At 68.5% G+C, this 14786-nt stretch carries 10 protein-coding genes; 9 read left to right on the forward strand and 1 reads right to left on the reverse strand.

Annotated elements, in window-relative coordinates; genetic code table 11:
• Positions 1-141 precede the first annotated feature (141 nt).
• Positions 142-1251 carry a 3-deoxy-7-phosphoheptulonate synthase gene (locus DIE06_RS06035; protein WP_124660599.1) on the reverse strand — a complete coding sequence of 370 codons (1110 nt, stop codon included), beginning with the start codon at positions 1249-1251 and terminating at the stop codon, positions 142-144.
• Between the two features lie 218 nt (positions 1252-1469).
• On the opposite strand from DIE06_RS06035, the gene DIE06_RS06040 reads away from it, so the two are divergent.
• From DIE06_RS06040 to DIE06_RS06075, 9 genes are read left to right on the forward strand one after another with little or no spacing between them, the layout of a single operon-like run.
• Positions 1470-2432: a diiron oxygenase gene (locus DIE06_RS06040; protein WP_124660600.1), complete on the forward strand. Its 963-nt coding sequence runs from the start codon at positions 1470-1472 to the stop codon at positions 2430-2432.
• A 13-nt stretch (positions 2433-2445) separates the two neighbouring features.
• Positions 2446-3045, forward strand: a complete 600-nt coding sequence (locus DIE06_RS38655) for an aminodeoxychorismate/anthranilate synthase component II (protein WP_221624041.1) — start codon at positions 2446-2448, stop codon at positions 3043-3045.
• Entirely contained in the window at positions 3045-4580 is a 1536-nt protein-coding gene (pabB, locus tag DIE06_RS06045) for an aminodeoxychorismate synthase component I (RefSeq protein WP_221624042.1), read from the forward strand. The genes DIE06_RS38655 and pabB overlap by 1 nt, the downstream gene beginning before the upstream one ends.
• A gap of 11 nt (positions 4581-4591) precedes the next feature.
• Entirely contained in the window at positions 4592-5494 is a 903-nt protein-coding gene (locus DIE06_RS06050; RefSeq protein ID WP_185733355.1) for a prephenate dehydrogenase dimerization domain-containing protein, read from the forward strand.
• A complete protein-coding gene (locus DIE06_RS06055; protein WP_221624043.1) occupies positions 5491-5820 on the forward strand; it encodes a chorismate mutase in 330 nt (109 codons plus the stop codon). The genes DIE06_RS06050 and DIE06_RS06055 overlap by 4 nt, the downstream gene beginning before the upstream one ends.
• 35 nt (positions 5821-5855) lie before the next feature.
• Positions 5856-7178, forward strand: a complete 1323-nt coding sequence (locus tag DIE06_RS06060; RefSeq protein ID WP_124660602.1) for a hypothetical protein — start codon at positions 5856-5858, stop codon at positions 7176-7178.
• Complete coding sequence (locus DIE06_RS06065) at positions 7175-8938, forward strand: thiamine pyrophosphate-dependent enzyme (RefSeq protein WP_124660603.1); 1764 nt, start codon at positions 7175-7177, stop codon at positions 8936-8938. Before DIE06_RS06060 ends, DIE06_RS06065 begins: the two co-directional genes overlap by 4 nt.
• A 7-nt stretch (positions 8939-8945) precedes the next feature.
• The gene (locus tag DIE06_RS06070) at positions 8946-13118 is read left to right on the forward strand and encodes a non-ribosomal peptide synthetase (RefSeq protein ID WP_185733356.1); all 4173 of its coding nucleotides are present in this window, start codon (positions 8946-8948) and stop codon (positions 13116-13118) included.
• Complete coding sequence (locus tag DIE06_RS06075) at positions 13115-14731, forward strand: (2,3-dihydroxybenzoyl)adenylate synthase (protein WP_124660605.1); 1617 nt, start codon at positions 13115-13117, stop codon at positions 14729-14731. The genes DIE06_RS06070 and DIE06_RS06075 overlap by 4 nt, the downstream gene beginning before the upstream one ends.
• Positions 14732-14786: the final 55 nt, after the last annotated feature.

Genomic DNA, 14786 nt, shown 5'->3' on the forward strand with positions numbered 1-14786 from the left:
CGCCCTGCGCATGGAAAGCAAAACCCGATCCGCGACGATGCGGATCGGGTTTTTTCTTGGGCGGCCCGTTGTTGCGCCGAAGCGCGCCGGGGGGTGTCCGCGCCTCGTCGGCGGACCGTTCCCGGCAGCGCGAGGGCGGCGCTATGCGACCGTATCGAACGCCGTCATGGCCTGCGGTATTGAAGCGCCTGAAGCCGTTCGTCCCGCACGGCGTGCGCGCACCCCGTGCGCCAGTTGCGCGAGCACGTCGACGGTGGTGCCGATCGACAGGCAGCCGTCCGTAATACTTTGCCCGTACACGAGCGCACCGCCCTGGACCACGTCCTGGCGCCCCTCCACCAGGTTCGATTCGATCATGACGCCGGCGATGCCGGTCGATCCGCACGCCATCTGTGCGGCGATGTCCGCGCAAACACCCACCTGGTTCAGATACCGCCGACTCGCATTGGCATGACTTGCGTCGATCACGACGCGGCGGTGCAGATTCGCGTCGCCTAGCCGATCGAGCGCATCGGCGACGCTCGCTGCATCGTAGTTCGGCGCGCGTCCGCCGCGCAGCACGACATGACCGAACGCATTGCCTGGCGACGATGCGACGTGCACGCGACCGTCCGGATCGATCGACACGAACCGGTGCGCATGCGCGGCGGCGCGGATGGCGTCGATCGCGATCTGGACGTTGCCGTCGGTGCCGTTCTTGAACCCGACCGGCATCGGCAGATTCGACGCGATCTCGCGATGGATCTGCGACTCGGTCGTGCGCGCGCCGATCGCGCCCCACGCGATGAGATCCGCGAGATAGGCCGACGAATACGGATCGAGAAATTCGGTCGCGGCAGGCACGCCGAGCGCATTGATGTCGATCAACAGCGCACGCGCGATGCGGATGCCGCGATCGATCCGATGGCTTCCGTCCAGATACGGATCGTTGATCAGCCCTTTCCATCCCACCGTGGTGCGCGGTTTCTCGAAATAGACGCGCATGACGATCTCGAGCGTATCGCCGAACGCATTGCGCGCATCGGCCAGCATGCGCGCATAGGCGAGCGCCGCGTCGGGGTCGTGGATCGAGCATGGCCCGACGATCGCCAGCAGCCGGTCCGATGTGCCGCCGACGATATCGCTCGCGGCGCGTCGGCCGAGCGCGACGGTATTCGCCGCGACGACGGTGCAGGGCAGCTCGGCGACCACTTCGGCCGGCGACGGAATGCGCTCCGCGGCGCACGCGGCGTGACGAGTATCGATTGGCATTGGACCTGCCTCTAAAGGGGGGGACATGAAGTGAGCCGTTTTATAGCAGCGCACCGATCGCATCGACACTATCAGTTCCGCTAGGTCGTCTGGCCGTCGCGTGCGCGCAGCGGCGGAAGCCGACCTATCAGACCTGATAGGTCACAGGCTCGCTTCGGTTTCGTCTAATACGGCCGGTCTCGCTCAGTCGAATCAACGCCGTATTTCAGGAGCCGCCGATGAATCAGGCACAAGAAAATCACCCGGCGCCGGACGGCGCCATCAGCGCGTGGTACGAAAAGGCGACAGTGCGCTATACGCCGCGCATCATCGTGCCCGACTACACAACCGACGCACTGATCTACCCGACCGCCCTCAGCATCATTTGCGAGCATCCGCTCGTCGTGGCGCGCGGCAAGGAGATCAGGTCGTTCATCCTCACGCAGTCGGCATACCGCTTCCTCTACGGAGTCGGCCTGCTCGAGACCAAGTTCGTGATCCAGTGCAGCCTCGACCTGGTGCACGACCGCATCTTTCCGGTCGATGACGTGGAGCGCCTGCAGGCGCTCACTGTCATCATCGACGAGGGTTATCACGCGCATGTCGCGCTCGACTACATCGTGCAGATGCGCGCGAAGAGCGGCATCGCACCGCTGTCGGTGCCGCAGACGAACCGCAAGCTCGATGCGACGGCGCGGGTCTACGCGACGCTGCCTCCCCAACTCAGGATGGACTTCCAGCTGCTGGCGGTCACGCTCGCGGAGAACGTGCTCACGAACGAGATCGCGACGATGGGCCGCGAGAAGGAGTTGACGAAGTCCTACATCACGCTGATGACGGATCACGTGATGGACGAGGGACGGCATTCGAACTACTTCAACGATCTGATGCGCAAGCGCTGGGCGCAGCTCGACGCGACCGTGCAGTCGACGTTTGGCACCTTGTTGCCGGCATTTCTCGACGACTTCCTCGGCATCGATCCGCATCGCGCCTTCGAGCGCGAGATGCTCGACGCATGCGGCTTCCCGAGCGGTGACGTGCAGCGCATTCTCGACGATACGCAGGATACCTATTCAGGCAATCACGCGACGCTGTCGACCCGTACGAAGGCACGGCTGTTACGACTCGCGAAAACGTTCGGCATCCTCGATCGGGACGACGTTCGCGACGCGTTCGCGGCCCGCGGATACGCATTCCAGTAAGGGAGACGCCGCCATGTGCAATACCCTCATCGTCGACAACTTCGATTCCTTTACCTACAACCTTTTCCAGTACATGGGCGAGGTCTGCGGCGAGGAACCGGACGTCGTCCTGAACACGGTCGAGCCCGACGACATCGATCTCGGCCGCTACGACTGCATCATCATTTCGCCGGGGCCCGGCCATCCGGCGACTGCCGGCGACGTCGGGGCGAGCGTGAAGGTCATCGAACGGGCGCGCGTGCCGGTCCTGGGCGTCTGTCTCGGTCACCAGTGCATGGCGCAGATGCACGGCATGGACGTCGTGCATGCCGACGAGCCGGTGCACGGGCGCATCAGCGTGATCCAGCACGACAATCGCGGCGTGTTCGCCGGGCTGCCGGCCGACCTGTCGGTCGTGCGCTACCACTCGCTCGTCGTCAGGGAGGTGCACGACCCGTTCGTCGTCACGGCATGGGGCGCCGGCGGGATGATCCACGGCATCCGTCACGTGAGCCGGCCGCTGCACGGCATTCAGTTTCATCCCGAATCGATCTGCACGCAGGCCGGCAAGGCGCTGTTGACGAACTTTCGCGACATCGCGCTTGCGCATCGCGCCGGTCGGGAGGTGCAGTGATGCATGCCGATCATCAGGTCCTGTCCGCCGCGGCGCCGGCTTCGACGTTCCGCGCCGAATGGCGCGTCATCGACGCGTGCCCCGATCCGCTCGACGTGTTCGATGCACTGTTCGGCGAGAGCCGGAATGCGTTCCTCCTCGAGAGCAGCGTGGTGCGGGACGGGTTCTCGCGCTTCTCGTTCGTCGGCGATGCGCATGCGCCGGGCGCCGAGGCGTTTCGCTACGATCTGGCGACGCGTCGCGTCGAAGTCGAGACCGACGCCGGCACGTCGTCCTGCACCGTGCCGAACTTCTTCGATTTTCTGGCTGACCGGATCGCGGCCGTTCGCATCGACGGCGCGGACGAACTGCCGTTCGGTTTCGACGGCGGCTACGTCGGTTATCTCGGCTACGAACTGAAGGCCGAAGCGGGGAGCGGATGCGCGCACGCGAGCGACGAGCCGGCGGCCGTCTTCATGTTCGCCGGCCGCCTCGTCGCGATCGACCACATCGCGCACCGTACGTACCTGCTGCACCTCGTACCGGCGGACGCGGATGCGGCGCGGCCCGGATCGTCCGGCGAGGCTCGGCTCGCGAACGACTGGCTGGCGGCCGCCGAGCGCGCGGTGCGGCGGCCGGCGCACGCCGTTTCGGCGGCTGCGGCTGCGCCGCGCCGTGCCCGCATGTCGATCGAAGCGGTCGAGGCGTGGATCGGCAAGCATGCACGCATTCGCCATCCGCGTGCGCGTTATATCCAGCGGATTCGCGACGCGCTGAAGGAGATCGTCGACGGGGAAACCTACGAGGTGTGCCTGACCAACACGATCGAATTCGTTCCCGATTTCGCGCCCCTCGAGCTGTATCGCGTACTGAGGCAATGCTCGCCGGCACCGCACGCGGGGTTCTTCCGGGCGGGCGATTTTCATCTGCTGAGCGCATCGCCGGAGCGCTTCATCAGCGTGAATTGCGACCGTCGCGTCGAGGCGAAGCCGATCAAGGGCACGCGTCCGCGCGGTGCGACTCCCGACGAGGATCGCCGGCAGATCGAGGATCTGCTCGGCAGCGAAAAGGACCGCGCGGAGAATCTCATGATCGTCGACCTGCTGCGCAACGATCTTGGGCGCGTTTGCGAGCTCTCCACGGTCGACGTGCCCCGGCTGTTCGATGTCGAAACCTATTCGCACGTGCATCAGCTCGTCTCGACCATCTCGGGGACGCTGAAGTGTGGCGTGTCGAGCGTCGATTGCGTGCGCGCGGCGTTCCCGGGCGGTTCGATGACCGGCGCGCCGAAGCTTCGCACGATGGAGATCATCGATCGGCTCGAGGCGGGGCCGCGCGGCGTCTATTCGGGCGCGTTCGGCTGGTTCGGTCTGTCGGGCGCCTGCGACCTCAGCATCGTGATCCGCTCGCTCGCGGTCCTCCCCGGGAAGGCTCGGTTCGGCGTCGGCGGCGCGCTGACGGCGCTTTCCGATCCCGAAGAGGAATTCGTCGAAACGATGGTCAAGGCGCGCAACCTGATCGAGGCGATCGAATCCCTCAAGGCGGCCGGCGCATGACGGAGCGAGCCATGTCACAACGATACGCGGTCATCGGCGCCGCGGGCAGCATCGGCGGCCTGGTCGCGCGCTTGCTGCGGGCCGACGGCCGGCATGTGGACTGCATCGACCTGCGGGGCGGCGAGGCAGGCGACGCCGGGCACTGGATCGAGGCGGACATCCTCACGCCGAGCCCTGCGGCGGCCGACGTGCTGCGGCGCGCCGATACGGTGGTGTGTGCGATCTCGTTCGAGTTGCTCGCCGATGCGCTGCCGTCGCTGCTGGCGCACATCAGGCCGGACTGCGCGCTGATCGAGACGCTGTCGATCAAGGCGCCGCTCGCCGCTCTGCTCGAACGGCTGGGCGAGGCGCTTGCCGACCGGGAAGTCGCCGGCATCAATCCGATGTTCTCCGGGGACCTCGACCCTCGCGGGCGTCCGGCCGCGGCCGTCGTCCATCGCGGGGAGGCCGCCGGCCCGCGCGCCGGCGCATTCTTCGACGTGCTGCGTCGCGCGGGACTCGTGATCGTGCCGATGGATCCGCATGCGCACGACCGCTCGATGGCGATCTTGCAGACGCTGGTGCACGGCGCCGTGCTGGCGTTCGGTGACGTGTTGTCCGACGATTCGCTCGATCTCGACGCGCTGCTCGCGCTCGCATCGCCGCCGTTTCGCGTGATGGTCGCATTGCTCGCGCGGATGACGCGCAACCACCCCGACGTCTACTGGGAGATCCAGACGGACAACCCGTATTCGCGCGACGCGCGGCAGGCGCTTGCCGCAGCGCTCGCCCGGCTCGAACACACCTGCTCGAGTCACGACGCCGCATCGTTCCGGCACACGCTCGCTTTGGTCGACACGCGGCTCGTGCAGCCGCGGCCGGACACGGTCGCCCTCAGCAAGCGGATCTTCGATCTCGTCGGCCAGCCAGGATGAACTTGCGCGGCGGCTCGCCGCCGTTGAACCACAGGAATGAATTGTCTATGTCGCTGAACAACCTGAGGCAGCGTATCGACGCACTCGACGACGAAATCGTCGAGCGGTTGGGCGCGCGCCTGAATCTGGTGCGGGAAGTGGCCGTGCTGAAGCAGCAAAGCGCGACGCCGGTGATGCAGCCGGGCCGCGTGGACGAGGTCAAGGCGCGCTGCCGGGCTCGCGGCGCGCCGCTGGAACTGCGCGGTGAATTCGTCGACGCGCTGTACGACCTGATCATCGGCGAGGCTTGCCGGATCGAATACGAGGCGATGAGCGCTACCGAGTGACGTTTGATCCATTCATTGACGGAGAGGAACACCCCATGAAACAGGAACCGACCGGCGCTTTCGAGGTCGCCACGGTGCTGAACGATATCTTTTCGGCCGACCATCGATACCGCGAGGCGACGCTGAGCCTCACGGCCAACGAGAACTATCCCAGCGAGCTCGTGCGCGTCACGTCGGGTTCGACGGCGGGCGCCTTCTATCACGTGTCGTTCCCGTTCGACGTGCCGGATGGCGAGTGGCACTTTCCGGAGCCGGGTCACATGCACGCCGTCGCGGACAAGGTGCGCTCGCTCGGCAAGTCGCTGCTGCACGCGCAGACGTTCGACTGGCGTCCGAACGGCGGGTCGGCGGCCGAACAGGCGCTCATGCTCGCGGCTTGCCAGCCGGGTGACGGCTTCGTGCATTTCGCGCACGGCGACGGCGGCCACTTCGCGCTCGAGGCGCTCGCGTCGAAGGCCGGCATCGAGATCTTCCACCTGCCCGTCGATCCCGAGACGCTGCTGATCGACGTCGATCGCCTCGCGGCGCTGGTCGATGCGCATCCGCGCATCCGGATCGTGATCCTCGACCAGTCGTTCAAGCTGCGCTGGCAGCCGCTGCGCGCGATCCGCGACGCGCTGCCCGCGCATTGCACGCTGACGTATGACGCGAGCCACGATGGCGGCCTCGTGATGGGCGGCTGGTTCGATTCGCCGCTGCGTTGCGGCGCGGACGTCGTGCACGGCAATACGCACAAGACCATCGCCGGCCCGCAGAAAGCCTACGTCGCGTTCGGCTCGGCGGAGCACCCGCTGCTGGCGGATACCTCGATCTGGGTGTGTCCGAACATCCAAAGCAATTGCCATGCGGAGCAACTGCCGTCGATGTGGGTCGCTCTGAAGGAGATCGAGGCGTACGGGCCGGCGTACGCGTCTCAGGTGGTCCGCAACGCGGCCGCGCTCGCCCGCGCGCTGCATGCGCGTGGCCTCGACGTGTCCGGAGAGTCGTTCGGCTTTACCGAGACGCATCAGGTGCATTTCAGCGTCGGCACGCCGGAAGACGCGCTGCTGACCTGTCGCGACGTACTGCATCGCGGCGGCATCCGGACCACCAACATCGAGTTGCCGGGCAAGCCAGGCGTGCACGGTATCCGGCTGGGCGTGCAGGCGATGACGCGCCGCGGGATGGTCGAACGCGATTTCGAAACGGTCGCCGATTTCATCGCCGCGCTGTGTACGCGCAAGCGGACACCGGAGGAGGTTGCTCCCGACGTCGCGACGTTCCTCGGCGACTTCCCGCTGTCGCCGCTGGCATTTTCGTTCGACGGCGGCATGACGGACGCGTTGCGCGCCGCGCTTCGGCAAGGAGTGATGCGATGAGCTTGCCGGCTACCGAACAGCCGGGCGACGACGTGGCGTCCGTCGTCGACGAGCGGGCGAGCGTCGGACGCATCGTCGGGCGCGAACTCGTCGACGCCGGCATTCGCGAAATGTTCTGCATTCCCGGCGACTTCACGATGCAACTGAGCCGCGAATGGCTCGCGGTATCGGGGTTGTCGCTGCGGACCCTGTCGCACGAATACGGCATCATGCTGGCGGCGATCGGCAACGCACTGGCTGCCGGGCGGCCCGCTGCGGCGTGCTTCACCTACGGCGTCGGCCTGATGAATGCGGCGAACGGGATTGCGCAGGCATACGTCGAACGCGTGCCGGTCGTCGTGATCAGCGGTGCGCCGGGCGCGCGCGAGCGTGGCGACCACGTGTTTCCGCATCACACGATCGTCGATCACGGCACGCAGTCGCGCGTCATGCGCGAACTGACGGTGCATCAGGAGATCGTGACGGATCCGCGCGACGCAGCCGTTCAGGTGGCGCGCGCGGTGGCGGTGGCGCGCGATGCCAGCCGTCCGGTGTACGTGGAGGTGCCGCGCGATCTGTACAGCGTGGAGGTTCCGTACCGCCCGGCGCATCGCGAAGCCGTGCGCACGGCGGGCGGCACGCCGGACGAGCGTGTCGCGGCCCGCGCCGCGGCGCGGGCGGCATTGGCGCTGTCACGCGCCGCGCGCGCGCCGGTGTTCGTGCCGGGGCTCGAGATCAAGCGCTTCGGGCTCGTCGGCGAGGCGCGAGCGCTCGTGGAGCGGCTCGCGCTCGATTGGGTCGCGAGCCCGATGTCGCGCCAGGTTCTCGACCCGACGGTACCGGGTTATCGCGGCGTCTATGCCGGCCCCGCGTCGCCGTCGTCCGGGACGCGGGAATGCGTCGAAACGTCGGATTGCCTGTGGGTGATCGGTGAACCGAACTCCGACGTCAACATGGGCGTGGCCGGTCGCGTGCCGGCCGACGCGCTGATCCATGCGCACGACGGACGCGTGAGCGTGGCCGGAGAACGGTTTGTGGTCGGTACGGCGGCATTCGTCGATGCGCTCGTCGAATCCATCGTCGTCGACGGGGCCGCGCCTGTCCCCGCGCCGCGGCTTGCCCCTGCGTCCGCGCGGCAAGCCGACCCGGCGCTGGCATACGACAGGGCCGCGCCGATGACGCCCGACGCGTTCGTTGCCGCGATGCGCGGGTATTTCGAGCGCGACCCGTCCCGGGTGCTGGTCGCCGATTGCGGCGACGCATTCTTCATGTCGCTGGGCATGGAGCCGCGCGACGTGCTGACCTCTTCGCTGTACATGAGCATGGGCATCGGCGTGCCGGGCGCGATCGGGTGGCAGCTCGGGGGCGCCGGTCGGCCGGTCGTGCTCGTCGGCGATGGCGCATTCCAGATGACGGGCCTCGAACTGATGCACGCACGCCGCTTCGGCGCGAGCCCGATCGTCATCGTGCTGAACAACCGGCGCTGGACCTCGTTGTCGTCGCATCCCGACGATGCGCCGCTCACCACACTGCCGGCGACCGACTTCATGCACATGGCCGCGTACCTCGGCGTGCAAGGCAGCCGCGCCGACACGGTCGCCGACCTCGAACGCCTGCTCGCATGGGCGGACACGCTCGACGAACCGGTCCTGATCGATGCGCGCTTCGCACCGGACGCCCGTTCGACGTTGTGCGAGCGGTTCTTCGGCGCCGTCGGTGCGCATTATCACTTGTCGCCACCGCGCGCGCATCGCGCCGGCGGACCCAACACGGAGGCGTGACGCAGCCATGCAACCACTGAATCCGGCAGACGTCCTGCCATTGACCGCGGCCCAGAACGCGATCTGGATCGGCCATCAGCTCGACCCGGCGAGTGCGGCATACAACGTCGCCGCGCATGTGGGTGTCGATGCCGCGCTCGACGCCGACTTGCTGCGCCGAGCATTCGACATCACCGCGAACGAGACCGACTGCCTGCGGATGCGGTTCGTCGAAACCGGGTCGGACGGCGAAGGCGCCGTCGGTCAGGCGTTCGTCGCGCGCGCGGAAACGGCATTCGAGATGCGCGATTTCCGTGCGGAACCCGATTCGGCCGGTGCGGCGCACGCGTGGATGGCGGCCGACGTGCGGCGCCGGATCGACCTGTCGTCGGGATGCCTCGTCCATGCCGCGCTGCTCAGGACCGGCACGCGCGACTACGTCTATCTCCGCAGCCATCACATCGCGCTCGACGGTTTCGGGCTGGCGATGGTCCTGCGCCGCGTCGCGCATGTCTACGGCGCGCTCGCTGCCGGGCGCGAACCCGCCGCGGCCGCGTTTGGCGCATTCGCCGAAGTCATCGACGCGGACCGCACGTATCGCGCATCCACCGACTGCGAAACGGACCGCGCCTACTGGCGCGCGTATTGCACGGGACTGGACGACGTGCCGACGCTCTGCACCGGCACGTCGTTACCGTCGGAGATCGCCGTGTGCCACACGGCGTCCGTGCCGGCGGCGCTCGTGGAGCGGCTGCACGGCTTCGCGAGTGAATGCGGCACGCACTGGATCAATGTGGTGGTCGCGGCGTTCGGCGCATTCGTCGGCCGGGCGACCAGCCGCCGCGATGTCACGATCGGCGTGCCGATGATGAACCGGCTGGGCGGCGCCGCCGCGTCGGTGCCGTGCACGACGGCGAACGTCCTGCCGCTGTCGCTCGACGTGCGGCCGGGTGCGCGTGCCGCTGCGCTGGTCGAGGCGGTGGATGCCGGGCTCGCCGGCATGCGGCGCCATCAGCGCTATCGGGCCGAGGACATCCGCCGCGACTGCCATCTGATCGGCGAGGGGCGACGATTGACCGGGCCGCAGATCAACGTCGACGTGTATACCGATCCGATCGCGTTCGGCGGCGTGTCCGGCATCGCCCGTGTGGTGAGCGCGGGGCCGGCCGACGACGTGTCGCTGATGATCCAGCGCGGCGATACGGCCGGCGCACTGACGATCGTCGGGATGGCCAACCCGGCGCTGTATCGGCCGCACGAGCTGGCGCGCTGGATCGAGCGCTTCGTCGCGTTTGCCGCCGCGTTCGTGGTCGACCCGAGTTGCCCGGTCGGCCGGCTCGACGCGTACCTGCCGAGTGAGGGCGTTGACGTGCATCTGCCCGAACCCGTCGAGCGGAGCCTCGGCGCGACGCTGGTCGACGTGTTCGAGCGGCGCGTTGCCGAGCGTCCTCACGCAAGCGCGGTGACACTCGACGATACGACGTGGGACTACGCGGAACTCGACGCGCGAGCGAACCGGCTCGCCCGGCATTTCGCGGCCGGCACGCCGGCGCGCGGCAATCCGCGCGTCGCGTTGCTGCTGCCGCGCACGCTGGATGCGATCGTCGCAATCCTGGCGACCCTGAAGTTCGGCGCCGCGTATGTGCCGATCGATCCTGACGCGCCCGCGGAGCGGATTCGCGCGATCATCGACGATTCCGACGCGGCGCTGGTCGTGACGACGCTCGAACTCGCGACGCGGATCGATGCGCCGGGGCGACGGCTCGTCGTGCTCGATGCGCCCGACACGCGCGCGGCCGTCGCCGCTGCGTCCGCCGCGCCGCCGTCACGTGACGGCGAGGGGCCGCGCGCGGACGATCTCGCGTACATCATCTTTACCTCGGGCTCGACCGGCAAGCCGAAAGGCGTGAAGATCACGCACCGCAACGTGGTGCGGCTCTTCGAGGCGACCGATGCGTGGTTCCACTACCGGGACGACGACGTGTGGACGATGTGCCACGCGTACGTGTTCGATGCATCGGTGTGGGAAATGTGGGGCGCGCTGCTGCATGGCGGCCGGCTGGTCGTCGTGCCGCCCGAAACGACCCGCGCACCGGATGCGCTGCTCGAACTCGTGGTGCGCGAGGGCGTCACCGTGTTCGGGCAGATTCCGTCCGCGTTCTATCGCTTCATGGAGGCGCAGGCCGACCATCCGGCATTGCGTCAGGCGCTCAGGCTCCGCTATCAGTGCTTCGGCGGCGAGGCGCTGGATCCCAGCCGGCTCAAGCCGTGGTTCGATTGGCATCGCGACAGCGGCACGCGGCTGCTCAACATGTACGGCATCACCGAGACGACGATCAATGCGACGTACCGCTTCATCGACGAGCGCGATGTCGATACGGGGCGCGGCAGCCTGATCGGCGAGGTCTACGCCGATCTCGGCATCGTCGTGCTCGACGACGCGCTGCGGCCGGTGCCGGCGGGCGCGTACGGGGAGATGTACGTGACGGGCGCTGGGCTGGCGCGGGGTTACCTGAACCGTCCCGATCTCGATGCGGTGCGCTTCGTCGCGAATCCGTACGGTCCGGCCGGGACGCGCATGTATCGCAGCGGAGACGTGGCCCGGCTGCATCCGGACGGCGTGCTCGAATACGTCGGTCGAGCCGACCAGCAGGTGAAGGTGCGCGGCTACCGGATCGAACTGGGCGAGGTCGAGGCGCGGCTGCGCGAGTACGCGCCGGTATCGGATGCGGTCGTGTCCGTCCGGCGCGACGCGGTGGGCGACGCGCAGCTGGTCGCGCACGTCGTCGCGCGCCGCGGCGAGCGCATCGACGTCGAGGCGCTGCGCGCACACCTGCGCGAACGGGTGCCCGCCTACATGGTGCCGGCCGCGTTCGGCACGCTCGACGCGTTGCCGATGACCCGCAACGGCAAGGTCGACCGCAAGGCGCTGCCCGATATCTCGACGGCGACGGAGCGTGTCGTCGAGCCGCCGCGCGATGCGCTCGACGAGCGCATCGTCGAACTCTGGCGCGAGCAGTGCGGCGGCGTCGCGATCGGCATCGATGACAACTTCTTCGACGTCGGCGGCGACTCGATCAAGGCGATCCGGGTGGCGCGCGCGCTCGACATGCCGGTGATGGCGCTGTTCGACGCGCCCACGGTGCGCGCGTGCGCCGATTATCTGCGGGACGCGCGCACCGACGGGGCAGGCGAGGCGGCCGATCGCACGCTGCATCATTTCAAGTGGCCGGCCCAGGCACGCGTACATATGGTGTGCGTGCCGTTCGCGGGCGGCAGCGCGCTGTCGTATCGCGAGCTTGCGCGTGCGCTGCCGGACGGCTTCGCCTGTTCCGCGCTGCAACTTCCGGGGCACGATCCGGCGGCGCCCGACGAGGCCTTCGTCGATCTCGACACGACGATCGACCGTGCGGTCGACAGGCTGCTGGCGGAAGCGACCGCACCGATCGTCGTCTACGGCCACTGCGCGGGCAATGCGCTGGCGGTCGCGCTCGTGCGGCGGCTTGCCGGCGCGGGGGCGAACGTGATCGGTCTCGCGATCGGCGGCATGTTGCTCGACGAGGACGCGGACGCCGTGCTGGACGAGGTGGGCGCGCGCAGCGGCGAAAACATCGTCGATTTCCTGCGGCAGATCGGCGGGTTCAAGGACGTGCTCGACGCGGGCACGCTCGCGGCGATCGCGCGGATGACCAAGCACGACGCGATGCAGGCCGCGACGTTCTTCGCCTCGGAGACGCGCGAGCCCGCGCGGCTGGACGTGCCGCTGCACGTCGTGATCGGCGGCCAGGATCCGCTGACGCCGGATTACGCACGTCGCTATCTCGACTGGCGGCGGTATTCGGACGCGGTCGAGCTGGACGTGATTCCGGACGGCGGCCATTACTTCGTCACCGAGCACGCCGACGCGCTCGCTGGCCTGCTCACGGCACGCTGGCTGCCGGCTTCCAGTTCGCCCGAGCGCGAGCGGCAGGCGCTGCGGGCGTTCCTGAATCCTTTCGACGACGAAGACGAAGCGCACTACCTGCTCGCGAACGACCTCGGCGCGCATTCGCTGTGGCCGGCGTTCGTCCCGCTGCCGGGCGGCTGGCGCATCGTCGCCGGCCCCGAGTCGCGGGACGCGTGCCTCGGCGCGCTTCCCGATCCATCCCCGGGCGTGCCGGCCGTCGCCGCCGCCCGCGAAACCGCGGAACACTGCGTATGACAATCTTTGACAGTTTTCCCCGCTATCCGGAGGCGGAGCGCTATCGTCGCGCCGGATTCTGGACCGACGAGACGCTCGGCGCGATGCTGCGGCGCGCGGCGGCCACGCAACCCGACGCGCTGGCGATCGTCGACGGCTGCCGGAAGGTGACCTACTGCGAGCTCGACACGATGGTCGACCGGGTCGCGAACGGCCTGACGGCGGCCGGCCTGCGTGCCGGCGACCGCGTCGTCGTCCAGTTGCCCAATTCGATCGAGTTCGTCGAGGCGCTGTTCGGGCTGGCGCGCATCGGCGCGGTGCCGGTGATGGCATTGCCGTCCGACCGCATCGCGGAGCTCAAGCACGTCGCGGCCGGCACCGGGGCGGTCGGGTACTGGGTGCAGGATCGCGTCTTTGCCACCGATTACCGCCTGATCGCCGCCGAGTTGCTCGATGCCGTCGACACGGTGCGCCACGTGTTCGTGGTCGGCGACGCGGCTGGCTATCGCTCGCACGCGTCGCTGTACGGCGTGCAGACGCGGCGCCCGGAACCGGCTGCGAGCGCCGCCGCGCTCGTGATGCTGTCGGGCGGCAGCACCGGCATGCCGAAGTTCATCGTCCGCACGCACGAGGACTATCTGTACAGCGTGCGGCGCAGCGCCCACGTGTGCGGGCTCTCTGCGCGCAGCGCCTATCTGTGCGTGCTGCCGGCCGCGCACAATTTCACGCTGAGTTCGCCGGGCGTGCTCGGCGTGATCCATGCGGGTGGATGCATCGTGATGCTGCGCGAGCCGAGCGGGCACACCGCGCTCAACGCGCTGGCGTTTCTCGACGCCGGCCGGTCCGCGTTCACGTCGCTCGTGCCGGGCCTCGCCCAGGCGTGGCTCGAAACCACGCCGCCGCACGCATTCGCGTCGCTCGATTTCGTGCAGATCGGCGGGGCCGCGCTGAGCTCGGACGTCGCGGCGCGCGTCGTCGGGCATTTCGGCTGCGAACTGCAGCAGGTGTTCGGCATGACGGAGGGCATGGTCGCGTATACGCGTCGCGGCGATCCGCCCGATCGTGTGCTGCATACGCAGGGCCTGCCGATGTCCCCGGCGGATGAAATCCTGATGGTCGACGACGACGACCGCCCCGTGCCGGACGGCGAAACCGGCCATCTGCTGGTGCGCGGGCCCTACACGATTCCCGGCTATTTCAATGCGTCGCCGCAGGCGGCGCAGGCGTTCACGCCGGACGGCTATTACCGTACGGGCGACCGGGTCCGCCGTCGCGCCGACGGCTACCTGGTCGTCGAAGGGCGGCTGAAGGATCAGGTCAACCGGGGAGGCGAGAAGATCGCGGCCGAGGAGATCGAGGCGCATCTGCTGGCGTTCCCGGGGGTCTTCGAGGCCGCGGTGGTCGGGTTGCCGGATCGCTATCTCGGCGAAGCGTCGTGCGCGTTCGTCGTCGTCGCGGACCACATGAAGGACGAAAGTGCGTTTGCCGGCCGGCTCCGGGCGTTCGTGCGCGCCCGCGGCGTCGCGCAGTTCAAGGTACCCGACGTCGTGCTGATCGTCCCGGCGCTACCCAGGACGACGCTCGGCAAGACCGACAAGAAAGTGCTGCGCGCGCGCTTCGCGCCCGGACGCTAGGACGCGCCCGGACGCGAGGACGCGCTCGGCGCGGCGTGAGCGGCGCGGCGCGCGC

It is taken from the genome of Burkholderia sp. Bp8998 (assembly GCF_003854235.1).
Taxonomy (GTDB): domain Bacteria; phylum Pseudomonadota; class Gammaproteobacteria; order Burkholderiales; family Burkholderiaceae; genus Burkholderia.